At 72.9% G+C, this 22,609-nt stretch carries 19 protein-coding genes; 5 read left to right on the forward strand and 14 right to left on the reverse strand.

Annotation, left to right across the window (positions count from 1 at the left end):
• Window positions 1-19 precede the first annotated feature (19 nt).
• The 3 genes from OG276_RS26975 to panB form a co-directional block, all read right to left on the reverse strand.
• Window positions 20-871 carry an ABC transporter permease gene (locus OG276_RS26975; RefSeq protein WP_266909287.1) on the reverse strand — a complete coding sequence of 284 codons (852 nt, stop codon included), beginning with the start codon at window positions 869-871 and terminating at the stop codon, window positions 20-22.
• Window positions 868-1,899: an ATP-binding cassette domain-containing protein gene (locus OG276_RS26980; protein WP_266909288.1), complete on the reverse strand. Its 1,032-nt coding sequence runs from the start codon at window positions 1,897-1,899 to the stop codon at window positions 868-870. The genes OG276_RS26975 and OG276_RS26980 overlap by 4 nt, the downstream gene beginning before the upstream one ends.
• 109 nt (window positions 1,900-2,008) lie before the next feature.
• Complete coding sequence (gene panB / locus OG276_RS26985) at window positions 2,009-2,869, reverse strand: 3-methyl-2-oxobutanoate hydroxymethyltransferase (RefSeq protein WP_266909289.1); 861 nt, start codon at window positions 2,867-2,869, stop codon at window positions 2,009-2,011.
• A gap of 285 nt (window positions 2,870-3,154) precedes the next feature.
• Between panB and OG276_RS26990 the strand changes: the two genes are divergently transcribed.
• Window positions 3,155-4,183, forward strand: coding sequence for an endonuclease/exonuclease/phosphatase family protein (locus tag OG276_RS26990; RefSeq protein ID WP_266909290.1), 1,029 nt, complete (start codon window positions 3,155-3,157; stop codon window positions 4,181-4,183).
• Between the two features lie 69 nt (window positions 4,184-4,252).
• Here the strand turns inward: OG276_RS26990 and OG276_RS26995 are convergent, their stop codons facing one another.
• The 4 genes from OG276_RS26995 to OG276_RS27010 all read right to left on the reverse strand — a co-directional run bounded on the left by OG276_RS26995 (window position 4,253) and on the right by OG276_RS27010 (window position 10,159).
• Window positions 4,253-6,007 (reverse strand): NAD+ synthase, encoded by a 1,755-nt coding sequence (locus tag OG276_RS26995; RefSeq protein WP_266909291.1) that lies wholly within the window; start codon window positions 6,005-6,007, stop codon window positions 4,253-4,255.
• Window positions 6,008-6,104: 97 nt separating this feature from the next.
• The gene (locus OG276_RS27000; protein ID WP_266909292.1) at window positions 6,105-7,658 is read right to left on the reverse strand and encodes a DUF4352 domain-containing protein; all 1,554 of its coding nucleotides are present in this window, start codon (window positions 7,656-7,658) and stop codon (window positions 6,105-6,107) included.
• 197 nt (window positions 7,659-7,855) lie between these two features.
• Window positions 7,856-9,532: a multicopper oxidase family protein gene (locus OG276_RS27005; RefSeq protein ID WP_266909293.1), complete on the reverse strand. Its 1,677-nt coding sequence runs from the start codon at window positions 9,530-9,532 to the stop codon at window positions 7,856-7,858.
• 90 nt (window positions 9,533-9,622) lie between these two features.
• Complete coding sequence (locus OG276_RS27010) at window positions 9,623-10,159, reverse strand: hypothetical protein (RefSeq protein ID WP_266909294.1); 537 nt, start codon at window positions 10,157-10,159, stop codon at window positions 9,623-9,625.
• Window positions 10,160-10,366: 207 nt separating this feature from the next.
• Between OG276_RS27010 and OG276_RS27015 the strand changes: the two genes are divergently transcribed.
• Complete coding sequence (locus OG276_RS27015; RefSeq protein ID WP_266913133.1) at window positions 10,367-11,074, forward strand: DUF998 domain-containing protein; 708 nt, start codon at window positions 10,367-10,369, stop codon at window positions 11,072-11,074.
• Entirely contained in the window at window positions 11,071-11,967 is an 897-nt protein-coding gene (locus OG276_RS27020) for an alpha/beta fold hydrolase (RefSeq protein WP_266909295.1), read from the forward strand. The genes OG276_RS27015 and OG276_RS27020 overlap by 4 nt, the downstream gene beginning before the upstream one ends.
• Here OG276_RS27020 and OG276_RS27025 read toward each other — a convergent pair.
• The 4 genes from OG276_RS27025 to OG276_RS27040 all read right to left on the reverse strand — a co-directional run bounded on the left by OG276_RS27025 (window position 11,964) and on the right by OG276_RS27040 (window position 14,534).
• Entirely contained in the window at window positions 11,964-12,383 is a 420-nt protein-coding gene (locus tag OG276_RS27025) for a CBS domain-containing protein (RefSeq protein ID WP_266909296.1), read from the reverse strand. The two genes, OG276_RS27020 and OG276_RS27025, sit on opposite strands and share 4 nt — an antisense overlap.
• Before the next feature lie 312 nt (window positions 12,384-12,695).
• Window positions 12,696-13,376, reverse strand: coding sequence for a DUF305 domain-containing protein (locus OG276_RS27030; protein ID WP_266909297.1), 681 nt, complete (start codon window positions 13,374-13,376; stop codon window positions 12,696-12,698).
• Window positions 13,377-13,399: 23 nt separating this feature from the next.
• Window positions 13,400-14,053, reverse strand: coding sequence for a DUF3105 domain-containing protein (locus OG276_RS27035; protein ID WP_266909298.1), 654 nt, complete (start codon window positions 14,051-14,053; stop codon window positions 13,400-13,402).
• Window positions 14,054-14,126: 73 nt separating this feature from the next.
• Complete coding sequence (locus OG276_RS27040) at window positions 14,127-14,534, reverse strand: hypothetical protein (RefSeq protein ID WP_266909299.1); 408 nt, start codon at window positions 14,532-14,534, stop codon at window positions 14,127-14,129.
• Between the two features lie 172 nt (window positions 14,535-14,706).
• Between OG276_RS27040 and glnA the strand changes: the two genes are divergently transcribed.
• Window positions 14,707-16,068: a type I glutamate--ammonia ligase gene (gene glnA / locus OG276_RS27045; RefSeq protein WP_243329674.1), complete on the forward strand. Its 1,362-nt coding sequence runs from the start codon at window positions 14,707-14,709 to the stop codon at window positions 16,066-16,068.
• Window positions 16,069-16,156: 88 nt separating this feature from the next.
• Here glnA and OG276_RS27050 read toward each other — a convergent pair whose 3' ends face one another.
• The 3 genes from OG276_RS27050 to OG276_RS27060 form a co-directional block, all read right to left on the reverse strand.
• The gene (locus tag OG276_RS27050) at window positions 16,157-16,399 is read right to left on the reverse strand and encodes a TM2 domain-containing protein (protein ID WP_266909300.1); all 243 of its coding nucleotides are present in this window, start codon (window positions 16,397-16,399) and stop codon (window positions 16,157-16,159) included.
• Window positions 16,400-16,524: 125 nt separating this feature from the next.
• On the reverse strand, window positions 16,525-16,923 hold the full coding sequence (locus tag OG276_RS27055; protein ID WP_266909301.1) for a DUF2752 domain-containing protein: 399 nt from the start codon (window positions 16,921-16,923) through the stop codon (window positions 16,525-16,527).
• A 96-nt stretch (window positions 16,924-17,019) separates the two neighbouring features.
• Window positions 17,020-19,140, reverse strand: a complete 2,121-nt coding sequence (locus OG276_RS27060) for a PIG-L family deacetylase (RefSeq protein WP_266909302.1) — start codon at window positions 19,138-19,140, stop codon at window positions 17,020-17,022.
• Window positions 19,141-19,573: 433 nt separating this feature from the next.
• Between OG276_RS27060 and OG276_RS27065 the strand changes: the two genes are divergently transcribed.
• The gene (locus tag OG276_RS27065) at window positions 19,574-22,561 is read left to right on the forward strand and encodes a bifunctional [glutamine synthetase] adenylyltransferase/[glutamine synthetase]-adenylyl-L-tyrosine phosphorylase (RefSeq protein ID WP_266909303.1); all 2,988 of its coding nucleotides are present in this window, start codon (window positions 19,574-19,576) and stop codon (window positions 22,559-22,561) included.
• Window positions 22,562-22,609 lie beyond the last annotated feature (48 nt).

The following is a 22,609-nucleotide window of genomic DNA, read 5'->3' on the forward strand; positions in this document are numbered from 1 at the left end:
GAACGGACCGGTCCGCGGATCAGGTCTTCTGGCGGAACTTCCGCACAGCGAGCGGCATGGTCACCAGCGTGATGCCGACCGACCAGGCCAGCGTGATCCACACGGAGTTGCCCAGCGGGGTCCCGTTGATCAGGGCGCGGGCCGCGTCGGCCAGGTTGGACAGCGGGTTGACGTCGGTGAAGCTCTGCAGCCAGCCGGGCATCGTCGTCGGCGGGGCGAAGATCGAGCTGCCGAACTGCAGCGGCATCAGGACCAGCATCGCCATGCCCTGGACGGCCTGGGGGGTCTTCATGGCGAGACCCAGCAGGATGAAGATCCACATGAGCGAGGAACCGAAGACCGCCGCCAACCCGATGGACAGGAACAGGTCCAGCACCGAGCCCTTGATCGACAGGCCGAGCAGGAAGCCCATGCCGAGCAGGATCGCGATGGCGACCATCATGCGGCCGAGCTCGACCACGATCTTGGCGATGAGCACCGAGGAGCGGGCGATGGGCATGGACCGGAAGCGGTCCATCACGCCCTTCTTGAAGTCGTCGTTGACACCGGTGCCCACACCCATGGCGATGTTCATGCCCATCATCGCCATCAGGCCCGGGACCACGTAGTTGACGTACTCGTCCTGGTTGCCCTTGCCGGAGATCGCGCCGCCGAAGACGAAGACGAACAGCAGCGTGAAGATGATCGGCATGAACAGGACGTCGAACATCGACTCCGGGTCCTGCTTGATCTGCAGGACGTTGCGCCGTGCCAGGGCGCCGATGTGACGCAGGTTGCCCCGCAGGCCGATCCGGCCCTCGTCCGCCCGGACGGGCCCGCCGGCCGGGGCGGCCGCGGTGGGGCTGGGCTTCGTCGTGGTTACGGTGCTCATGCCGCGACCTCCTCGGTCTGCTGGTTGGGGATGGAGTCCGAGACGGTCGGCTTCTGCCCGGTGATGGACAGGAAGACCTCGTCCAGGCTGGGCAGGTAGGTGCTGATGTCGGAGATCCCGTACCCGCGGGCCGCCAGCAGGCCCACCACGGCGGTCAGCTGCTCGTCGGCCAGGATCGGCACCAGCAGGGCGCCCTCGTCGGGGACGGCCTGGGAACCGGCGACCCCGTCCAGACCGGCTTCCGCGAGGGAGCGGGCCATGCCCGGCAGGTCGGCCGGGTCGGTGGGGCGGATCCGCAGGGTCCGGCCGCCGACGCGGGCCTTCAGCTCGTCGACCTTGCCCTTCGCGATGACCTTGCCCTTGTCGATGACCGTCAGCTCGTTCGCGAGCTGCTCGGCCTCCTCCATGTACTGGGTGGTGAGCAGGACGGTGGCCCCCTCGGCGACCATCCGCTGCACCTCGTCCCAGACCTCGTTGCGGGTACGGGGGTCCAGACCGGTGGTCGGCTCGTCCAGGTACAGCACGGCCGGGCTGCCGATCATCGAGGCGGCCAGGTCGAGCCGGCGCCGCATGCCGCCGGAGTAGGTCATCACGGCCTTCTTGGCGGCGTCCGTGAGGGAGAAGCGCTCCAGCAGCTCGTCGGCGCGGCTGCGGGAGTCCTTGCGGGACAGGTCCAGCAGCCGGCCGATCATGTAGAGGTTCTCCCAGCCGGAGAGCTTCTCGTCGACCGAGGCGTACTGGCCGGTCAGGCCTATGGTCCGGCGCAGCTGCCGCGGCTGGCGGACCACGTCGAAGCCGGCGACCCGGGCGGTGCCGGCGTCGGGGGTGATCAGGGTGGAGAGGATGCGGACCAGGGTGGTCTTGCCCGCGCCGTTGGGGCCGAGGACCCCGAGGACGGTTCCCTCGCGGACATCGAGGTCCACACCGTCGAGGGCTTTGGTCTCGCCGTAGTGCTTGACCAACCCCCGGACCTCTACGGCGTGCGAGCCGTTCAGGGGATTCTTGTCGTTTCGCGTCATGTCCACCATGGGACCAGACGGCACTGACAACCCACCGACAAACAACCGACAGCGCGCGCACAGAGCACCGACAGAACATCAGCGGGGTCCGCGGGCGCGCCGTCGGCCGGCCCTCCGCTCAGTGGAAGGCGTGCTCTTCCTGCGGGAACGTTCCGCCGACCACGTCCTCGGCGAAGGCCTTCGCCGCGTCGCCCATGGTCGCGCGCAGGTTCGCGTACTGCTTGACGAACTTCGGCATCTTTCCGCCGGTCAGCCCCATCATGTCCGTCCACACCAGCACCTGCGCGTCGCACTCCGAGCCCGCGCCGATGCCGACCGTCGGAATGTGCAGGGAGCGGGTGACCTCGGCGGCCAGCTCGGCCGGGACCAGCTCCAGCACCACCGCGAAGGCGCCCGCGTCCTGCGCCGCCTTCGCGTCGCGCAGCAGCCGGTGCGCGGCCTCGTCGCCGCGGCCCTGCACCCGGTAGCCCATGGCGTTCACGGACTGCGGGGTCAGGCCCAGGTGGGACATGACCGGGATGCCCGACTGCACGATCAGCTCGGTCTGGGCCAGCGAGCGCTCGCCGCCCTCCAGCTTCACCGCGCCGACCCCCGCCTCCTTGACGAGCCGGGTGGCACTGCGCAGGGCCTGTACGGGGCCCTCCTGGTAGGAGCCGAAGGGCAGGTCGCCGATGATCAGGGCCCGGCTGGTGCCGCGTACGACGGCCGCCGACAGCAGGGTCATCTCGTCCATCGTCACCGGGACGGTGGTCTCGTAGCCGAGGTGACAGTTGCCCATCGAGTCGCCGACGAGCATGACCGGGATGCCGGCCTCGTCGAACACGGACGCCGTCATGGCGTCGTAGGCGGTGAGCATGGGCCACTTCTCGCCGCGTTCCTTGGCGAGGGTGAGGTCGCGGACGGTGATGCGCCGGGTGCCCGTGCCTCCGTACAGGGTGGGGGAGGCGGCTTCGCGGGCAGGCGAAACGGCATGCGTCATTGCAACTGCTCCTTGATGTTCATCTCGAGGCACCCTTACGGCGTCCCCGGACTCCTCACCATGGTGGCACTCTCCGGGCCGTGGCGGGAAGTGGCACGGGACACGCTTCGCCGCGGCGGCCGCGCCGCGGGGCAATGTGCGCGTTTGGTGACAAGCGGAACCCCGGCCGCAGGGCCGTTCGTCCTCCCGGACGTACGGCCGACGCAATCGGCACGGATCGCTCCGCATATCGCCTAGGGTCAAGAGGCGGGGACGGAGCGCGAGCACGGCAGTGAGGGCAGCGGCATGGCACAGGCGTACATGACGGAGACGGGGAGCGACGGTTCGGAGCCCGAGCCCTCCCGAGAGGGTCTCCGGCGCCGGCTGGCCGAGCTGCGGAGCGATCCGGGCATCTGGCGCCGGGGGATCGTGCTCGCCGCGCTCGCGGTGCTGATCTCGCTCGTCATGATCTTCCACGCCGAGCTGCCCAACGACATCGGCAACCTCGGCAGCCTCACCGAGACCTTCCTGCCCTGGCTGGGCCTGGCCGTCCCGGTGCTGTTCGCCGCCGCGCTCTTCCGCAAGTCCGCGACCGCGCTGATCGCGATACTGCTGACCGCCGCGGTCTGGGTGAACCTCTTCGGCGGCCTGGTCACCGACAAGGCGCACGCCGGCGGCAACCTCACCGTCGCCACCCACAACGTCGACGCCGACAACACCGACCCCGCGGGCACTGCCGCCTCGGTCGCCGGGGCGGGGGCCGACGTACTGGCCCTGACCGAGCTCAAGGGCAGCGCCGTCCCCGTCTACGAGAAGGCCCTCGCGGGGACGTACAAGTACCACTCCGTCGAAGGCACCGTCGGGCTCTGGAGCAAGTACCCGCTGGTCTCCAGCAAGCCCGTCGACATCAAGATGGGCTGGACCCGGGCCATGCGCGCCACCGTCAAGACCCCCCACGGCGAGGTGGCCGCCTTCGTGGCCCACCTCCCCTCGGTCCGCGTCAAGCTCAACGCCGGCTTCACCGCCAACCAGCGCGACAACAGCGCCGACGCCCTCGGCGCCGCGCTCGCCGCCGAACCGCTGCAGCGGGTCATCCTGCTCGGCGACCTCAACGGAACCGTCAACGACCGGGCCCTGTCCGAGGTCACCTCGCAGCTGCGTTCCACCCAGGGCGCGTCCGGCGACGGCTTCGGCTTCAGCTGGCCCGCGCAGTTCCCGATGGCCCGCATCGACCAGATCCTGGTCCGCGGGGTCACCCCCGAAGCCTCCTGGACCCTGCCCCGCACCGGCAGCGACCACCTGCCGATCGCGGCCCGCGTCACCGTGAAGCCGTAGGCCGGGACCGGGACCGGGCCGGGAGTCGTTGTCGGCTCCCGGCCCGGTCCGGCCCCACCCGGCCCGCTCCTACGCCTGCTCGCGCCAGCCGTTCGTGATGGGCAGCCGGCGGTCCTTGCCGAAGCCCTTCGCTGAGATCTTCGTGCCCGGCGGGTACTGGCGCCGCTTGTACTCGGCCGTGTCCACCATCCGCAGGGTCTTCGCGACCAGCTCGGGCTCGTAGCCCGCCGCGACGATCGCCTCCAGGCCCTGGTCGCGGTCCACGTACAGCTCCAGGATCCCGTCCAGCACGGGGTAGTCCGGCAGCGAGTCCGTGTCCACCTGCCCCGGGCGCAGCTCGGCGCTCGGCGGCTTCACGATGGAGTTCTCCGGGATCGGCGGGGTCTCGCCGCGCTCGGCCGCCGCCCGGTTGCGGTACTCGGCCAGGCGGAAGACGTCCGTCTTGTAGACGTCCTTGATGGGGCCGTAGGCGCCCACGGAGTCCCCGTACAGGGTGGAGTAGCCGACGGCCAGCTCCGACTTGTTGCCCGGGGCCAGCACGATGTGGCCCTCCTGGTTGGAGAGCGCCATCAGCAGGGTGCCGCGCAGCCGGGACTGCAGGTTCTCCTCGGCGAGCCCGGTCAGGCCGAGCGCGCCCATGTACGCGTCGAACATCGGCTCGATCGACACGGTCCGGAAGTTCAGGCCGGTCCGTGTCGCCAGCTCGGCCGCGTCGCCGCGGGAGTGCTCCGAGGAGTACTTGGAGGGCATCGAAACGCCGTACACGTTCTGCGCGCCGATCGCGTCGCAGGCGATCGCGGCGACGAGCGCGGAGTCGATCCCGCCGGAGAGGCCGATCAGGACCGACCGGAACCCGTTCTTCCGTACGTACGCGCGCAGACCCACGACCAGGGCGTCGTAGATCTCCTCGTCGTCGTCCAGCCGGTCGGCGTAGCCGCCCGTCACGACGGGTTCGTACGGCTCCACCGGCTCCTCGGTGAGGATCACGCGGTCGATGCGCAGTCCGTCGTCGACGGTGCCCTCGACGGGGGTGGCCGAGGCGGCCGGCAGGTCGAGGTCGACCAGGACGCAGCCCTCGGAGAACTGCGGGGCGCGGGCGATGACCTCGCCGGCGGAGTCGACGACGATCGAGTCCCCGTCGAAGACCAGCTCGTCCTGGCCGCCGATCATCGCCAGGTAGGCGAGGGTGCAGCCGGCCTCCTGGGCGCGCTTGCGCACCAGCTCCAGGCGGAGGTCGTCCTTGTTGCGCTCGTACGGGGAGGCGTTGACCGAGATCAGCAGCCCGGCCCCGGCGGAGCGGGTGGCGGGGACGCGCCCGCCCTCCTGCCAGAGGTCCTCGCAGATCGCCAGGGCCACGTCCACGCCCCGCACCCGGATCACCGGCTGGGTGTCGCCCGGCACGAAGTACCGGAACTCGTCGAAGACGCCGTAGTTGGGGAGGTGGTGCTTGCCGAAGCGCAGGACGACCTGCCCGCCGTACAGCACGGCGGCCGCGTTCTCCGGGGACCCCGCCGGGCGGCCGAGCCGGGGCGCGGCCTTCTCCGTACGGTCGAGGTAGCCGACGACGACCGGGAGGTCCCCGAAGCCCTCGGCCTCCAGGCGCCGTGCGAGTTCCAGCAGGGCCCGGCGGGACGCTTCGACGAAGGAGCCGCGCAGGGCGAGGTCCTCGACGGGGTACCCGGTCAGCACCATTTCCGGAAACGCCACCAGGTGGGCGCCCTGTTCGGCGGAGTGCCGGGTCCAGTGGACGACCGAGTCGGCGTTGGCGGCGATGTTGCCGACCTGCGAGTCGATCTGATTCAGAGCGAGGCGTAGTTGAGGCACGCGGCCCAGTCTAATCGTCTTTCTGACGCGATGTCCTGGGAGTTGCCGGAGTCGCCGTGTCCGCAGGGGGCGCGGCGGCGCCGCCGGAGTCGCCGGTTCAGCCGATCGGGCCGCTCCAGATCGCGTCGTCGTACTCGATGCCGGGCGAGATCTCGAAGTGCAGGTTCTTGGTGCCCTTGGGCACGACGAAGGCGAAGGTGCCGGTCATCGACTCGCCGGCCATCACCGAGCCCTTGAACATCTTCGGCACGGTGCCGTCGAAGGCCATGTCGGCCTCGGTGCCCTGGTCGCCGCGGGCGTGCGGCAGGGCCAGGCTGACGTCGAGCGCGGCGTCACTGTTGTTGACGATCTTCACCGTCACCTTGACCGCGTTGCCGTTGCGGGCCTCGGGCGGGTAGGCGGTGGACGAAGGCTTGTACGGGACCGCGCGCTGCACGGTGACCTGGACGCCGTCCTCGTAGGTGTAGGGCGCGCCCCAGGCCAGGGCCGAGGTGATGCCCGGGATGTCGGAGGGCGAGGGCTTGGGTGTCGGGCTCGCCGGGGCGCTGGGGGTGGCGGAGCCGTAGCCGTCGTAGCCGTCGTAGCCCTCGTCGTTGTAGTCGTAGATGTCGCGCGAGCGGTTGTCGGCGACGGTCTTGTCGATTTTGTCGATGACGGTCCCGGTGATGAACCAGCCACCCAGGGAAGCACCCAGGCCGAGGACGCCGAGGACGGTGCCGATCGCGGCCATCGTGGCGCGGGGGGCGCCGCGGCGGGACTTGACGACGGCTCCGATGCCGAGGCCGGTGCCGGTGAGGGCGAGGAGGGCGCCGGCCCAGAAGAAGAAGGGGACGAGGCCGACGAAGATGCCGAACAGGCCGAGGACCAGGGCCGCGACGGCCAGGCCGTTCGTGTCGGCCGGCGCCGCCGGGAAGCCGTGCCCCTGCGGGCCGCCGGGGTAACCGCCGCCGTATCCGCCGGAGGGCGCGGCCCAGGGGTTGGCGGGTACGGGGGCGCCGGGGGCGCCGGGTGCGCCCGGGGCGCCGTACGGGGCTCCCCACGCGGCCGCCGGGGGAGCGGCGGCGGTCACCGGGGCGGGGGCGACCGGAGCGAAGGAGCCGGGGGCGGCGGGAGCCGGGGCGGCGGGCTGCGGCGCGGCGGCGGCCTCCGGAACCGCTGCCGGTACGCCTGCTCCGGCGCCGGCCGGGGCCGCGTCCGAGGGCTGCGCGGGGACGGCATCCGCGGGCTGCGCCGGGACTGCGTCCGCTGGCTCGGCCCGGGCGGCTTCCGGTGCCGGGTCCGAGGGCTGCGCGGGGATCGCTGCGGGTACGCCCGCTCCGGCGGCGGCCGGGACCGCGTCCGAGGGCTGCGCCGGGACCGCGTCCTCAGGCTGCGCCGGAACCTCATCCTCAGGCTGCGCCGGAACCTCATCCTCAGGCTGCGCCGGCACCGCGACCTCGGGCTGCGCCGGGACCGAGTCCGCTGCCTGCGCCGGGGCCTCGGTCAGGGTCGGGGCGGGGGCCAGGGGCCGGGACGGTGCGAGGGCCGGGGGCTTGTCGAGGGACAGGGGCTGCGCGGGCGCCGGTATGGGAGCCGCCTCGGGTACGGGGGTGCCCGCGGGCTCCGTCGGCGGGCCGGACGGGGTGCTGGGCGGGTTCGGCGGGGTGCTCATACCGGCGGGGAATCCTTCAGGTCGCAATCGGCGCGTGACGATCAACAGCCTGTCATGGAATTCGGCCTCCCGGCCGGGCATTTTGGCCCCCCACGGCGGCCCCGCAAGCCCCCACGCGCCGCCGCGACCGCCCGCGTCCGGCCCGGCGGCGCGCGTGGCAAGGCGCGCCGCCGGGCCCCGTCCGGGGTGGGATCCGGCTAGCGCAGGTAGCCCAGCACCGTCATCATCCCGGCCTCCGCGTGGAAGACGTTGTGGCAATGCACCATCCACAGACCGGGGTTGTCGGCGTCGAAGTCCACCGTCAGCTTCCCGTTCGGAAGGACCACCGCGGTGTCCTTGCGGGCCCCGCCCGGCCGGCCGCCGAGGGCGAAGGTGTGCCCGTGCAGGTGGAGCGGGTGCCACATCGTCGTGGAGTTCTCGAACTCCAGCCGGACCCGTTCCCCCGCCTTCACCGGGTGCCGCTGGTCCGGGGCGTACGGCTTGCCGTCGAAGGCCCAGTCGTACTTCGCCATCCCGCCGGTCAGTTTGATCCGCACCGTGCGGTCCGGTTCGCGCGCCGCCAGTGCCACCGGCTCCGCCGCCTTCAGGACGTCCGCCGTCAGCGGGCGCCCGGTCAGCTCGGCGGGCCGGGTCGCGCCGGTCGGCGCCGCCCCCGAACCGGTGCGCAGCACCGCGAGCGCCGACGCGGAGTCCCCCTTGCCCTCGGCGAGCGCGGTCAGCGGGAACACCCCGTCGCCCGCCGTCACCAGGACGTCGTAGCGCTCGCCCATGCCCAGCAGCAGCGAGCGGGCGGTGGCGTGCTCGACGGGGAAGCCGTCGGTGTGGGTGACCGTCAGCTCGTGGCCGCCCAGGGCGATGCGGAAGGCGGTGTCCCCGCCCGCGTTGATGATCCGGAGCCGGATCCGGTCGCCGGGCCGGGCGGTGAAGACCGAAGGGTCCTCGGCGGTGCGCCCGTTGACCAGGTAGTACGGGTACGCGACATCGCCCGGGTCCTTGCCGAGGACCTCGCTGACTCCGCCCATGAGGACCCGGGAGGGGCCCCCGCCGGCGGCGGGCGCGGGGGTGCCCATGGCTCCGGAGCCGGAGCCGTGGCCCGCGTGGCCGCCGCCGCTCGCGCTCATGTCCATGCCCTTGCGGAGTTCGGCGAGCACGGCTTCGGGGGTGGAGCCGTCCACCCCGTCGAGCCAGTCGTCGAGTACGACCACCCACTCCTTGTCGTAGGAGAGGGGCTCCTCGGGGTCCTCGACGATCAGCGGCGCGTACAGGCCGCGGTCCTGCTGGACGCCGGAGTGCGGGTGGAACCAGTACGTCCCGGGGTGCGGGACGGCGAACTTGTACGTGAACGAGCCGCCCGGGGCGATGTCCCGCTGGGTCAGCCCCGGCACCCCGTCCATGTCGTTGCGCAGGGCCAGGCCGTGCCAGTGCAGGGAGGTGGCCTCGGGGAGGTTGTTGGCCAGGGTCAGGGCGAGGGTGCCGCCCGCGGTGACCCGTACCTCTTGGCCGGGGAGCTCGTCCCCGTACGCCCACGAGCGGACGGAGCGGCCGGCGCCGAGGTCGAGCGGGGTGGCGGTGGCCGTCAGCCGGACCTCGGTGAGCGGGCCGGCTGCCTTGCGGGCGGCCTCGGCGGCCCGCACCTCGGCGCCGGCCGGGTCCACGTAGCCGCCGGCGGCGGGGGAGGCGGACCCCTTGCCCGTGGAGCCGGCGCCGTGGTCCATGCCGGCCATGCCGGAGCCGCCCGAGCAGGCGGCGAGCAGCCCGGAACCGGCGAGGGCGGCGCCGGCGCCGAGGAGCGCGCGGCGGGACGGCTTCGAGGGAGAGGGCGGAGAGGGCGGGGAGGGCGGGGAAGCGGGGGAGGAGGAAGCGGAAGAGCGCATGGTGGAACACCTCGTGATGGTGTGAGGCAGGCAGGTGGGCACCGTCTGCCGCCGCCCCGAAGGCATGCGGGGGCGACGACGGAGCCCGGCCTATACGCGCAGCACCGTCAGCAGGGTGAGGAGTTCGCGGGGTGGCGGCGGGTCCGGCCCGCCGGACCGGCCCGGCGCGCGTGCCGCACCCCCGAGCGGCGCGGCACGGCGCGGGCCGGCCAGTCCGGCTCCGAGGACCAGCAAGGTGAGGGCGCCGAGCACGGCGAGACACACGGACATGGGGTCCATGCCGTGGTGCTGCGGGCGCGGGGCCTCGACGGTGGCCACCTCGACGGTGGTGGCGGCTGCGGCCGCCAGGTCCCGCGCGGCTGCCAGGTCCGACGGGGTCACCGTGTCCGCCGTGTCCGCCGGGGCCGGGTCCGGCGCCCCGACCGGTCGGCCGCCGTGCCCCGCCCCGGACGGCGCATGGCCGCCCCGGGGAACGAAACGGGCCGACGGCACGTCCTCCATGGCGTGGGCCGGAGTCGGATGGCCCAGCGTGTGCATGCCCGCGATGCCCAGCAGCAGCGCGGCGAACAGCAGCAGCCGGGGCCACCGGACTGCTGGTCGCCGAGTGCGCGAGGTGGGGCGGGTCATGCGCGGAACCCTACCCGGGGTGGGTATCCGATCGGAGGACCGGGCCCGGCCGCGTTTAGGATTAGTCGCATTATGTCCACAAAAGACCCGCCGCTTCCGCCGCCCCCTCCGCGCCCGTCGCGGGCTCCCCGGAACCCGGGGGACCCCCTCAAGCACGTGAAGCCCGTCGAGTCCCGGAGATCCTGGAATTCCGTGAACAGCCCCTCCATCGCGACGGGTCCCGCCGCCACGGCCGGGACCGGTGTCCGCTCCGTGGCCCTCCTCATCGGGCTCGGCGCCGCCGCCTACACCGCGTGGGTCCTCGAAGTCGTCCTCTCCACGGGCCTCAATCCCATCGAGACGTACGTCAGCGAGCTCGCGGCCCAGGACCAGCCGCTCGGCGGTCTGTTCCGGGCCACCGACTTCACCGCCGGCCTCCTCGTCTTCCTCGGCGGCCTCCTGGCCCTGGTCCGCCTCGGCAGGCGCGTCGAACCCCGCCGCCTCTGGTCCGTCGCAGGCTGGTCCGGGATCACCCTCTTCGGCGCCGCCACCGCGGCGGACGCCTGGCTGCCGCTCAGCTGCACGCCGACCGTGGACCCCGAATGCGCCGCGCGGGAGACCGCCGGGCTGGTCCCCGCCACCCATCAGGCGCACGCCGTCAGCAGCAGTCTCGCCATGACGGGAGCGCTCGTCGGGATCGTGGCCCTCACGCTTGCCGCCCGCCGCTACCGGCGCCTCGCCCCGCTCGCGCGGTTCGGGCCCGTGCTCGTCGTACTCGAACTGCTCGCCACCGCCTGGACCCTGGTCTCCATCGCCCTGTTCACCGCCGGGCACGGCACCTGGGCGCTCGGCGCCGGGCAGCGGCTCCAGGTGCTGTTCGTGGCGGTCTGGCTGGGCCTGCTCGCGTACTCCGTCCACCGCGAACGCCGCACATGAGCGGGTCCGGGGCCGGGGCCGCTCCCGGGAGGTTCGTCCGACTCTCCGGGGGCCCCGCGGCCGACGGGGTGCCCCTGCACGTCCTCGTGGAGGGCTCCGGGCCCCCGGTCGTCCTCAGCGCCGGGCTCGCCATGGCCTGGTTCGACTGGGACCCCGTGGCGGAGCTGCTCGTCGCCGCAGGCCGTACCGTCGTCCGCTTCGACCGCCCCGGGCACGGGCTGAGCGCCCCCGCCGTGCGTCCGCCGTCCGCGGCGGGGGAGGCACACCGGATCGCCGGGCTGCTGGACGCGCTGGGTCTGGGCGCCGAGCGCGTCACGGTGGCCGGGCACTCCATCGCCGGGTTCCACGCCGAGGCCTTCGCCCGGCTGTACCCCGGGCGCACCGCGGCCCTGGTGCTCGTCGACGGCAGCGTGGAGGAGCGGCCCCGTACGGCCCTGCCCGGGCTGCGCACCGGCGCCGCCCGGCTGCTCGGCCGGGCCGTGACCGCCGCCGGGCTGCCGGCCGCGCTGGGCCCCTGGGCCCGTAGGACGGCCGTACGGGCATCCCGCGCGGGCGGCGCGGACCCGGCCGCCCGGGACCTCGTACGCCGCTGCTACCGGACCGGCCGGGTCTGGCGCGGAGCCCTGCTGGAGAACTCCCGCTACCCCGACACGGCCGCCGAGGTGCGGGCGCTGCGCGCGGAGCTGCCGCTGACCGCGCCCGCCACCGTCCTGGCCGGCCACGACCCCGGCGCGCGCCGCCCCGACCTGGGCTGGCCGGCCCGCCAGGCGGCGCTGGCCGACGCGCTGGGCGCCCGGTTCGAGGTGGTGGAGCCGGCCGGACACCTGGTCATGCTGGACCGCCCGCACCACGTGGCGCGGGCGGTCCTGTACGCGGAGACCTGGACGGTCTAGCCGCGGGCGTAGACCTTCTCCGCCCAGCCGGCTATCTGCTCCTCCGAGAGGTGCCGGGCGAGGTCGGCCTCGCTGATCATGCCGACCAGCCGCTTGTCCTTGATGACGGGGAGCCGCCGGATCTGGTGGCTCTGCATCTCCTCCAGGACCTCGGAGACGTCCGAGCCCGCGTCGATCCAGCGCGGGGTGCCCTGGGCCATGTCGCCGGCCGTGATCTTCGACGGGTCGTGCCCCTTGGCCACACAGCCGATGACGATGTCGCGGTCGGTCAGGATGCCGCAGAGGCGTTCGTTGGAATCGCTGATGGGCAGCGCGCCCACATTGAGCCGGCTCATCAGCTGGGCGGCACGGTCCAGGGTCTCGGTGGCGGGGATCCACTGGGCCCCGGGGTGCATGATCTCTCCGGCGGTGGTCATCGCGTAAACCTCCTGAGCACGCCGTAGCGGCCGGGCGCGGGTGCGCCCGCCTCGGCGTCCTCATCCTCATTCGCCCGTTCGGCCCCCGCGACTCCACACGGGTGAGAGGGGGCCGTACGGGTGACCCCGCGGGTGCGGACCCCTGCGGTGCGGGGGGCCCTGCGGGGCTGGTCCCCTACCCGCCCTTCCACCGTTCCCCGGGCTCCGCCCGGACCCGGTCCTCAAACGCCGGACGGGCTGGAAGATGCCGCGCAGCGGCAAATCCAGCCTCGCCGGCGTTTGAGGCGCGGGGTCTGGGGCGGAGCCCCAGGGTCACCCCGCCGGCGGCTGCGCCCCGCGCTGCTTCAGCATGTCGGCCAGCAGCTGGAGCTCCGCCTGCTGGGCCTCCACCATGCCCTGGGCCAGCGCCCGCTCGGTCGGGTTGCCGCACTGGGTGGCACACCCCTGGGCCATCGCGACGCCACCCTTGTGGTGGTCGGTCATCAGCCGCAGGTAGAGCACCTCGGCGTCCCGGCCCTCGGCGGAGCCGAGCTGTGCCAGCTCCTCCTTGGTGGCCATGCCGGGCATCAGCGCGCCGGGCTTGGTGACGACCCCGGCGTCGCCCATGGCATGGCCCTCCATGCCGTGCGCGGCGCCGTCGGCCCCCATCCAGGACATCGGCGGCTCGTCCGCCACCACCTTCGGCAGGCCCCACATGTCCAGCCAGCCCAGCAGCATGCCGCGCTGGTTGGCCTGGGTGTTGGCGATGTCGTAGGCGAGGGTGCGCACCGGCTCGTCCTGCGTGCGGTCGCGCACGATGAAGGACATCTCCACCGCCTGCTGGTGGTGCACCGCCATGTCCCGGGCGAAGCCCGCGTCGGCGGAGTAGAGCCCCGGTGTACGGGAGGCCGCGGGAGCGGAATCCGATCCCCCCGCGGTGGCGACCGTGGCCCCCACCGCGAAGAGCAGCGCCAGGCCCACGGCCGAGCCCGCGGCCCAGTAGGTACGGGTCACGGAGCCGCGACCGGACGTACGGGTCACTTGTCGGCCAGCCCGTTCGTGCAGGCCGCGCCCGGCTCGGGGGTCTGCTCGCCCTGCACGTACTTGGTGAGGAACGCGGCCACCCGGGCGTCGTCCGCGTTGTCGACGGTCAGCTGCTTGCCCCACGCGCTGAGCATGATCGCGCCGGACTGCTCCTTGACGGGGCTCATCAGCGTGTACGGGCGCTTGGACACCGTGGCGGCGAGCTTCTCCACGTCGGCCGGGGCGGCCTTCTCGTTGTACGTCACCCACACGGCGCCGTGCTCCAGCGAGTGGACGGCGTTGATCTCGGGGATCGGGTTCTTGTAGACGTCGCCGTCGCAGTTCATCCAGCGGGGGTTGTGGTCCCCGCCGACCGGCGGGTTCATCTCGTACTTCACCGGGGTCTCGACGTGCTTGCGGCCGAGCGTCTTGGCGTCCCAGGTCTGCTCACCGGCGACCGGCGCCTTGCGGAGGGCCTCCTTGGCCTCCTTGTCGTTCTGCTGGTCGATCATCACCCACGCGCCGAAGCCGATGAGCGCGGTGACGATGGCGGCCGACGTGGTGATCGCGATGGCCTTGTTGCGCCGGTCGCGCGACCGGTCGGCGCGCCGCATCTCGGCTATTCGCGCCTGGCGGGAGTTGTTGGTTTCGGAGTTCCTGCTGGCCATGGCCCTGAATCCTTTTTGCTGAGGGGGGTGGGGTGGAGAACGCGCTGCCTGAGCGCCGTCGAACCGGGACCGGTCAGGTCCGCAGCACCTGGAGGGCGTACAGGTCGGGGCCGCGCGCGAGCGCCGAGGGGGGCCGGACCCGCCCCGCGGGCGCGGGGCCCACGGCGGGCACGGGCGCCCCGCGGGCCACCAGGGCCGCGGGTGGCGCCGGGGGCAGCAGGCCGGGGAGGACGTGCGAGAGCGGGGAGCAGCCGGGCCGGTCGTGCGGCGCCGCGCAGACGACGCGCTGCGCGCCGGGCCCGTGGGCGGAGTGCCCGGCCCGCGCGACCGTCCCCGCGGCGGCCGGCTGCCCGGCCCCGGCCCCTGCGATCCGGCACAGGAACGCCGCGCCGGCCAGTACCCCGAAGGCCATCAGGAGGACGGCATGGCGGAGCAGCGGACGTGTCCGACGTCCCCGCTCCTCCTGCGCATGGCCCCCCATGGGCGCCGATGGTAATGCTCATGACCGGCCCAAGGTCAGTGCGGGGGTGCCACCGGCTTTCCGGGGTGCGTAATCTGGCGGAAACCACCGCTGGCGATACTGGGCCGGCCCGACTGTGCCCTTGCCCTCGCGGCAGTGGTGCACAGGCCGCCTGAACTGCGAGGATGAAGCCATGGACAAGCAGCAGGAATTCGTCCTCCGGACGCTCGAGGAGCGCGACATCCGCTTCGTGCGCCTGTGGTTCACCGACGTACTGGGCTTCCTGAAGTCCGTCGCGGTCGCGCCGGCGGAGCTGGAACAGGCCTTTGACGAGGGCATCGGATTCGACGGCTCGGCGATCGAGGGGTTCGCGCGGGTCTACGAGTCCGACATGATCGCCAAGCCGGACCCGAGCACCTTCCAGATACTGCCGTGGCGCGCGGAGGCCCCCGGAACGGCGCGGATGTTCTGCGACATCCTGATGCCGGACGGCTCGCCCTCCTACGCGGACCCGCGGTACGTCCTCAAGCGCATCCTGAACAAGACCTCCGACCTGGGCTTCACCTTCTACACCCACCCGGAGATCGAGTTCTTCCTGCTGAAGGACAAGCCGCTGGACGGCACCCGGCCCACCCCGGCCGACAACTCGGGCTATTTCGACCACACCCCGCAGAACGTCGGCATGGACTTCCGCCGCCAGGCGATCACGATGCTCGAATCCATGGGCATCTCGGTCGAGTTCAGCCACCACGAGGGCGCCCCCGGCCAGCAGGAGATCGACCTGCGCTACGCCGACGCCCTCTCGACGGCCGACAACATCATGACCTTCCGCCTGGTCATGAAGCAGGTCGCCCTGGAACAGGGCGTCCAGGCCACCTTCATGCCGAAGCCCTTCTCGGAGTACCCCGGTTCGGGCATGCACACCCACCTCTCCCTCTTCGAGGGCGACCGCAACGCCTTCTACGAGTCGGGCGCCGAGTACCAGCTCTCCAAGGTCGGCCGGTCCTTCATCGCGGGCCTGCTCAAGCACGCGGCGGAAACGGCCGCCGTGACCAACCAGTGGGTCAACTCCTACAAGCGCATCTGGGGCGGCTCCTCCCGCACCGCCGGTTCCGGCGGCGAGGCCCCCTCGTACATCTGCTGGGGTCACAACAACCGCTCGGCCCTGATCCGCGTCCCGATGTACAAGCCGGGCAAGACCGGCTCCTCCCGCGTGGAGGTCCGCTCGATCGACTCCGGCGCCAACCCCTACCTCACGTACGCCGTCCTCCTGGCGGCGGGCCTCAAGGGCATCGAGGAGGGGTACGAACTCCCGGCCGGCGCCGACGACGACGTCTGGGCCCTCTCCGACGCGGAACGCCGCGCGATGGGCATCGAACCCCTCCCGCAGAACCTCGGCGAGGCCATCGCCCTGATGGAACGCAGCGAACTGGTCGCCGAAACCCTCGGCGAGCACGTCTTCGACTTCTTCCTGCGCAACAAGAAGCAGGAGTGGGAGGAGTACCGGAGCGAGGTCACGGCCTTCGAACTCCGCAAGATGATGCCGGTCCTGTAGCGGCAGCAGCACTGATCAGGGCGCACGAACGCCTACGGCCGGCCCCCTCAGTCATGAGGGGGCCGGCCGTGTGGCGTTACGGGGCACGTCAGGCGCGCAGCACGCGGCCCGCCTTGTCGGTGCGGTCGTCCTTGACGAGGAACAGGATGCCGTCGATCAGGGCCCAGAAGCCGAGGCCGCCGCAGGTGAGCAGCTGGGCGATGGCCATGCCGGTGTGGCCGGTGTAGAAGCGGCCGATGCCGAGGCCGCCGAGGAAGATCTGCAGCAGGCCGGCCACCAGCTTGGACTTGTCGGAGTACGGCTGGCCGTTCGGGGCGATGTTCTGGGACATGCAAAAGCTCCTTGCGAACTGCTATCGATGGGGACGAGTGCTGCGACTTGCAGGTCGCAGCGGAACTATGACCGGCGACGGCAGTGCAGGGTTGCCCTGGGGTCTACAACGTGATCACACCGTGATCAACTGGCCGCATTGCGAACGACCGCCCAGGTCAGAGCCACCCCAATGATGGCCGCCTGTCCCCGGATTCCGATCGCCGGGTGGTACTTCCGCCCGCGCAGCCCTTCGGTGGCCCAGCGGGCGTAGAGGAAGAGGGCGAGCGGCAGTCCCAGCAGGAACAGCACCGCGTTGTCGTGGAAGGCCGCGGCGAGGTCGCCGTGCAGGATGTCGTAACACATCCGGGTGGCACCGCAGGCCGGACAGAGCAGGCCCGTCAGCCAGTTGAAGGGGCAGCGGGGAAGCCAGTGGCCGGGCTCGTGCGGATCGGTGCCCCAGAGGTACGCGGCTCCCGCGCCCAGCACCACGAGCGAAGCGAGCGGGGCCGTCGCCGGGCGGCGGAGCAGCGGAGCGTGCGACATGGGTGCTCCCCCTCCTTCTTGACGTACCCGCACCTGGGCGTGCGTGAGCAACCGGAGGGTCATCCTCGCACCGGGGCTCCGCCCGTCGGCCGGCGGCTACTCCTTCGGCACCGCCCGGTGCCAGGTGGTGCGGGTGGGGGTGGGGAGGGACGCGGCCACGTGGAGTTCGGCGTCCAGGCCCAGGACCGCCGCCGTCAGGGCGCCGCCCGGCTCCTGGACGGCCGCCGGGGTGCCCGCGTAGAGCATCCGGGACTCCGTCCACGCCGGCGGGCCGCCGAGGCCCGTCGTGCCGACCGTGCCCGAGGTGGCGCGGCCCGCTATGAGGCGGCCCGCCGCGCCCACCGCGCCGTAGCCCGCCCGGCCGCCGGCCTCCGTGACGCTGGAGACCTGCGGTGGTACGCCGTCGGCCGCGGCCGTGACCACGGCGGTGCGTACGACCCCCGAATCGGGGCGCCGGAAGTACAGACGGACGCCCGCCCCCTCCGGGACCGCGGTGAGGGGGACGGTGGTGGCCGGGAGCCGGGTCGGGAAGGGGCCGGCCAGCGGGGCGCCCGGGGCGGGCTGGATCCAGACCACCACCGACTTCGCCGTGGCGGCGTAGACGTGGCGGCGCCCGGCGGAGTCGGTGACCGCCACCGGGTCGGACTCGAGGTCCGTTCCCCCCAGCTGCTGCCAGCCGCCGAAGGCCCCCGAGGGCTCCTGGGTGCGGGAGTGCAGGGTGCGCCGGGAGTGGCGGACGTACACCGTCAGCCGCCCGTCAGAGTCGGAGACGGCCGAGGGGGCGCTGATCAGGGAGGTGTCGGCATCGTCCCCTCCGGTATCCGGGGAGCCGAGCGAAACCCACGCCCCGAACGGACCGCCGGGCACGGACTGGGCGGTGTACACGATCTCGCGCCGGTAGTCCGCGGGCCGGTCGCCGAAGACGGTGCGGGTGCCGAGGACGGCGACGCGCCCGTCTGGGAACCGGGCGGTGGTCGCGCCCGGATCGATGCCGGTTCCCGGCAGCAGTGCCGGGCCCTGCCAGGCGGCGCCGGGTCCGGTGCCGGCGCCGCGGTTCCAGACGGCCATCTGGCCGTCGAGGACGGAGAAGGCGTACAGCACGCCGGGAGTGCCCTGCACCAGCCAGGAGGAGTGGTCGCCTCGCGCGTACCGCAGCGACTCGGACCAGCCGCCGTTCTTCGGGTTGCCCGCCACGTTGCGGTCTCCGCAGCCCGAGGGCGAGCCGCAGTAGTTCTGCTTGTCGGACCAGGCGTACGTCTTCAGGAAGCCCAGCTTCGTCTCGGCCGTCTGCGGGTCCAGCGAGTGCGGCAGGGCGTTGTTGTGGTAGCCCAGGTAGCTCTGGACGGTGAAGTGCGGCCGCTGCCCGAACGGGACCCGCGCGGCGTACGCAGCGGCCCCGGCCTGCGCGAACCGCGCCGCGTACGTGTGGTCCTGATGGTCGGTGAACTTGCCCCCGGCCTTCCGGCCGGGCGTGGGGTCCAGCATCCGTATCGTCGTCGGCTTGTACTGCGCCAGGACCCCGGATATCGCCGCTATCAGATGGTCCTTGGTGTACGTGGGCGGCTGTGTGACGGGAGTGCCGGCGGTGAGCACCGTCGGGAGCGCCGGTATCCACCCGTTCCACAGGCTGCGCAAGCTGTTCGGGTCCTTCAGGGTCTTCGGGTCCTTCAGGCCCTTCGGGTAGTCGGAGACACGGGCCTCGCGCATCTGCAGCCAGACCAGTTGGACGTGCGGCTTCGCCACCAGGACGTCGAGCTCGGCGTGACCTCCGCCCGCGGTGGGGATGACCGAACGGGTCCACGGGCTGGTGCGGTCGCCGGTGATCATCTGCGCGTAGGCGGCGCGTATGCCGTTCTGGCGGGCTTCCGCGTAGTGGGGCCGGTCCGCGACCTGCACGGGGTCCCTGGCTTCGATGCCGTTGGCCCGGTTGCTGCCGTTGGATTCGCCCGAGGTGAGGTACAGGGTGGTGAGCGGGGTGCCGGCCCTGAGGGAGAGGCTGAGGTCCGGGTTCATGAAGTACAGGTCGTCGTCGGGGTGGGCGACGATCTGGACGATCGAACCGGAGGTGTCGCTCACCGGGGTGGCCGGGGAGCCGGCATCCGGGACTCCCTCGGCCGCGGTCTGCTGGCCGGAGCCGACGGTGAGCACGCCGGCCACCCCGAGGGCCATCATCGGGACCGCGGTCGCGAAGAGGAAACGTCGGCGGGATACGGGCATCGTCTACGCCTTGGAGTCGTTCCGGCAGGAAGAACCGCGTGGTGCTGTCGGTCGGTCAGTGAGAGTCCGATCCGAGCGAGTTGGTTCACCCGGATCGCCGATTCCTTCCGAATTCGTGGAAACCGCCGCCCCGGCACGGCTCGTTCGGGCGTTTCGTACGTGTTTGCGGTCACAGGGAGGCCGAGCCGCGTGGCGCAGCCGCGCGCCGCCACGGGCGGACCCGCCCGCCGGCTCCCGCGCCACACGTCCGCCAAAAATCCGACAATCCGCCCCACCGGCCGTGCGGTGAGTCGAACGCCTGCTCCGGCTAGGCTCTCCCCGGGCCACGAGCGCGGACCCTGCCGACGGCGACACCCGCCGAAGGCGGCGCCCCGCGGATCCGCCCGGCCAGGGCAGAGGCAAGGGCAGGCCGACGTACGCGGGAGGCGGCGGGATGACAGTCCCGGGACGCAGGAGCAGTACCTTCAGCCGGCTGCTGCGCAGCGGGTTCACCGACCCCTCGGCCGCCGCCCGGCTGCTCGACACCGACGCGCTGGCCGCCGTACGCGCCGATCCGGTGCTCCTCGACGCCCTCGGGGCCACCGCCGACCCCGACCTCGCCCTCCTCGGGCTGGTCCGGATCGCAGAGGCGCAGGCCCCCGAGGAACTGCGCGTGCTCCTCGACACCCTCGTCAGTGCCAAGCCCCTGCGCGACCGCCTCCTCGGCGTGCTCGGCGCCTCCGAGGCCCTCGGCGACCACCTCGCCCGCCATCCCCGCGACTGGCAGGCCCTGGTCACCTACGAGGCGGCCGATCTGCACCCGGGGCTGCCCGAGTTCGAGCAGGGCCTGGCCGGCGCCCACGACCCGGTCGACCTGCGCGTCGCCTACCGCCGCTGCCTGCTCTCCATCGCCGCCCGCGACGTGTGCGGGACCATAGACGTAGCCCAGACCGCCGCCGAACTCGCCGACCTGGCCACCGCCACCCTGCGCGCGGCCCTGCGCATCGCGACCGCCGCCGCCCCCGAGGACGCGGCCGTCTGCCGGCTCGCCGTCATCGCCATGGGCAAGTGCGGCGGCAACGAGCTGAACTACGTCTCCGACGTCGACGTCATCTTCGTCGGCGACGCGGCCCCCGGCGCGGACGAGGGCAAGGCCGTGCAGGCCGCCGCCCGGCTCGCCTCCCACCTCATGCGGATCTGCTCCGAGACCACCGTCGAAGGCACCATCTGGCCCGTCGACGCCAACCTCCGCCCCGAGGGCAGAAACGGTCCGCTCGTCCGCACCCTCGCCTCCCACCTCGCCTACTACCAGCGGTGGGCCAAGACCTGGGAGTTCCAGGCCCTCCTCAAGGCCCGCGCCGTCGCGGGCGACGAGGCGCTCGGCGCCGAGTACATCGCCGCCATAAGTCCCCTCGTCTGGCAGGCCGCCGAGCGTGAGAACTTCGTCCCCGACGTCCAGAAGATGCGCCGCCGCGTCGTCGACAACATCCCCGCCGCCCAGGTCGAGCGCGAGCTGAAGCTCGGCCCCGGGGGCCTGCGCGACGTCGAGTTCGCCGTCCAGCTCCTCCAGCTCGTACACGGCCGCTCCGACGCCACCCTGCACTCCGGCACCACGCTCGACGCGCTCACCGCCCTCGCCGCCGGCGGCTACGTCGGGCGCGCCGACGCCGCCCAGCTGCACGACGCGTACCGCTTCCTGCGGGCCATGGAACACCGCATCCAGCTCTACCGGCTGCGCCGCACCCACCTCGTCCCCGAGGACGAAGCCGACCTGCGGCGCCTGGGGCGCTCGCTCGGCCTGCGCACCGAACCGGTCGCCGAGCTCAACAAGGCCTGGCGCCGGCACGCCTCCGTGGTGCGCCGCCTGCACGAGAAGATCTTCTACCGGCCGCTCCTCGACGCCGTGGCCCAGCTCGCCCCCGGCGAGACCCGGCTCTCCCCGCGCGCCGCCGGCCAGCGCCTCGAAGCCCTCGGGTACGCCGACCCGGCCGCGGCCCTGCGCCACCTCGAAGCCCTCGCCTCCGGCGTCACCCGCGCCGCCGCCATCCAGCGCACCCTGCTGCCCGTGCTCCTCGGCTGGTTCGCCGACTCCGCCGACCCGGACGCGGGCCTGCTGAACTTCCGCAAGGTCTCCGACGCCCTCGGCAAGACCCCCTGGTACCTGCGCCTCCTGCGCGACGAGGGCGCCGCCGCGGAGAACCTCGCCCGGGTGCTCTCCGCCGGACGCCTCGCCCCCGACCTCCTCATGCGCGCCCCCGAGGCGGTGGCCCTGCTGGGCGACCCCGAGGGCCTGGTTCCCCGTACCCACGAGGCGCTGGAGCAGGAGGTGCTCGCCGCCGTCGGCCGCGCCGAGAACCCGGAAGCCGCCGTCGCGGCCGCCCGCGGAGTCCGCCGCCGCGAGCTGTTCCGCACCACCGCCGCCGACATCATCGGCTCCTACGGTACGGAGGAGAACCCGGCCGAGGAGGACCACGGAGCCCTGGTCGACAGGGTCGGCCGCGCCGTCTCCGAACTCACCGCCGCCACCGTCGCCGGAGCCCTGCGCGCCGCGGTCCAGGGCCACTGGGGAGACACCCTGCCCACCCGGTTCGCGGTCATCGGCGTCGGCCGCTTCGGCGGCCACGAGCTCGGCTACGGTTCCGACGCCGACGTCCTCTTCGTCCACGAGCCGCGCGAGGGCGTCGACGAACAGGAAGCCGCCAAGGCCGCCCAGCACGTCGTCTCCGAGATGCGCAGGCTCCTCCAACTCCCCACCGCGGACCCGCCGCTGCTCATCGACGCCGACCTGCGCCCCGAAGGCCGCTCCGGCCCCCTGGTCCGCACCCTGCCCTCGTACGCCGCCTACTACCGCCGCTGGTCCCTGACCTGGGAGTCCCAGGCCCTGCTGCGCGCCGAACCGGTGGCCGGCGACCTCGAACTGGGTCAGCGCTTCATCGACCTGATCGACCCGCTGCGCTACCCGGTGGAAGGCCTCGGCGAGGACGCCGTCCGCGAGATCCGGCGCCTGAAGGCCCGGATGGAATCCGAACGCCTGCCCAGGGGCGCCGACCCGACCCTGCACACCAAACTCGGCCGCGGCGGCCTCAGCGACGTGGAGTGGACCGTCCAGCTGATCCAGATGCGGCACGCCTGGGCGGAACCGGGCCTGCGCACCACCCGCACCCGCGAGGCCCTGGCCGCCGCCCACGCGGCCGGCCTGATCCCGACCGAGGAGGCGCAGATCCTGGACGAGGCCTGGGTGCTGGCCACCCGGGTCCGCAACGCCGTGATGCTGGTCCGCGGCCGCGCGGGCGACACCTTCCCCTCGGAAGCCCGCGAACTGGGGGCGGTCGGCCGCTACCTCGGCTACGCGGAGGGCACGGTCGGCGACATGCTGGAGGACTACCGCCGCATCACCCGCCGCGCCCGGGGCGTGGTGGACGAGCTGTTCTACGGGGCGTAGCAGGACGCGGGCGGGCGTGCGCGGCACGCCCGCCGGTGCGGCAACTGC

The sequence above is a fragment of the Streptomyces sp. NBC_00086 genome (assembly GCF_026343255.1).
Lineage (GTDB): Bacteria > Actinomycetota > Actinomycetes > Streptomycetales > Streptomycetaceae > Streptomyces.

Excerpts from the sequence above, each read along its gene's own strand:
- OG276_RS27035 (WP_266909298.1), bottom strand. The coding sequence starts at position 14,053 with ATGGCCAGCAGGAACTCCGAAACCAACAACTCCCGCCAGGCGCGAATA.
- OG276_RS26975 (WP_266909287.1), bottom strand. The coding sequence starts at position 871 with ATGAGCACCGTAACCACGACGAAGCCCAGCCCCACCGCGGCCGCCCCG.
- OG276_RS27065 (WP_266909303.1), top strand. The coding sequence starts at position 19,574 with ATGACAGTCCCGGGACGCAGGAGCAGTACCTTCAGCCGGCTGCTGCGC.
- OG276_RS27050 (WP_266909300.1), bottom strand. The coding sequence starts at position 16,399 with ATGTCCCAGAACATCGCCCCGAACGGCCAGCCGTACTCCGACAAGTCC.
- OG276_RS27060 (WP_266909302.1), bottom strand. The coding sequence starts at position 19,140 with ATGCCCGTATCCCGCCGACGTTTCCTCTTCGCGACCGCGGTCCCGATG.
- glnA (WP_243329674.1), top strand. The coding sequence starts at position 14,707 with ATGGACAAGCAGCAGGAATTCGTCCTCCGGACGCTCGAGGAGCGCGAC.
- OG276_RS26990 (WP_266909290.1), top strand. The coding sequence starts at position 3,155 with ATGGCACAGGCGTACATGACGGAGACGGGGAGCGACGGTTCGGAGCCC.
- OG276_RS27005 (WP_266909293.1), bottom strand. The coding sequence starts at position 9,532 with ATGCGCTCTTCCGCTTCCTCCTCCCCCGCTTCCCCGCCCTCCCCGCCC.
- panB (WP_266909289.1), bottom strand. The coding sequence starts at position 2,869 with ATGACGCATGCCGTTTCGCCTGCCCGCGAAGCCGCCTCCCCCACCCTG.
- OG276_RS27010 (WP_266909294.1), bottom strand. The coding sequence starts at position 10,159 with ATGACCCGCCCCACCTCGCGCACTCGGCGACCAGCAGTCCGGTGGCCC.
- OG276_RS26980 (WP_266909288.1), bottom strand. The coding sequence starts at position 1,899 with ATGGTGGACATGACGCGAAACGACAAGAATCCCCTGAACGGCTCGCAC.
- OG276_RS27020 (WP_266909295.1), top strand. The coding sequence starts at position 11,071 with ATGAGCGGGTCCGGGGCCGGGGCCGCTCCCGGGAGGTTCGTCCGACTC.
- OG276_RS27055 (WP_266909301.1), bottom strand. The coding sequence starts at position 16,923 with ATGTCGCACGCTCCGCTGCTCCGCCGCCCGGCGACGGCCCCGCTCGCT.
- OG276_RS27025 (WP_266909296.1), bottom strand. The coding sequence starts at position 12,383 with ATGACCACCGCCGGAGAGATCATGCACCCCGGGGCCCAGTGGATCCCC.
- OG276_RS27000 (WP_266909292.1), bottom strand. The coding sequence starts at position 7,658 with ATGAGCACCCCGCCGAACCCGCCCAGCACCCCGTCCGGCCCGCCGACG.
- OG276_RS27040 (WP_266909299.1), bottom strand. The coding sequence starts at position 14,534 with ATGGGGGGCCATGCGCAGGAGGAGCGGGGACGTCGGACACGTCCGCTG.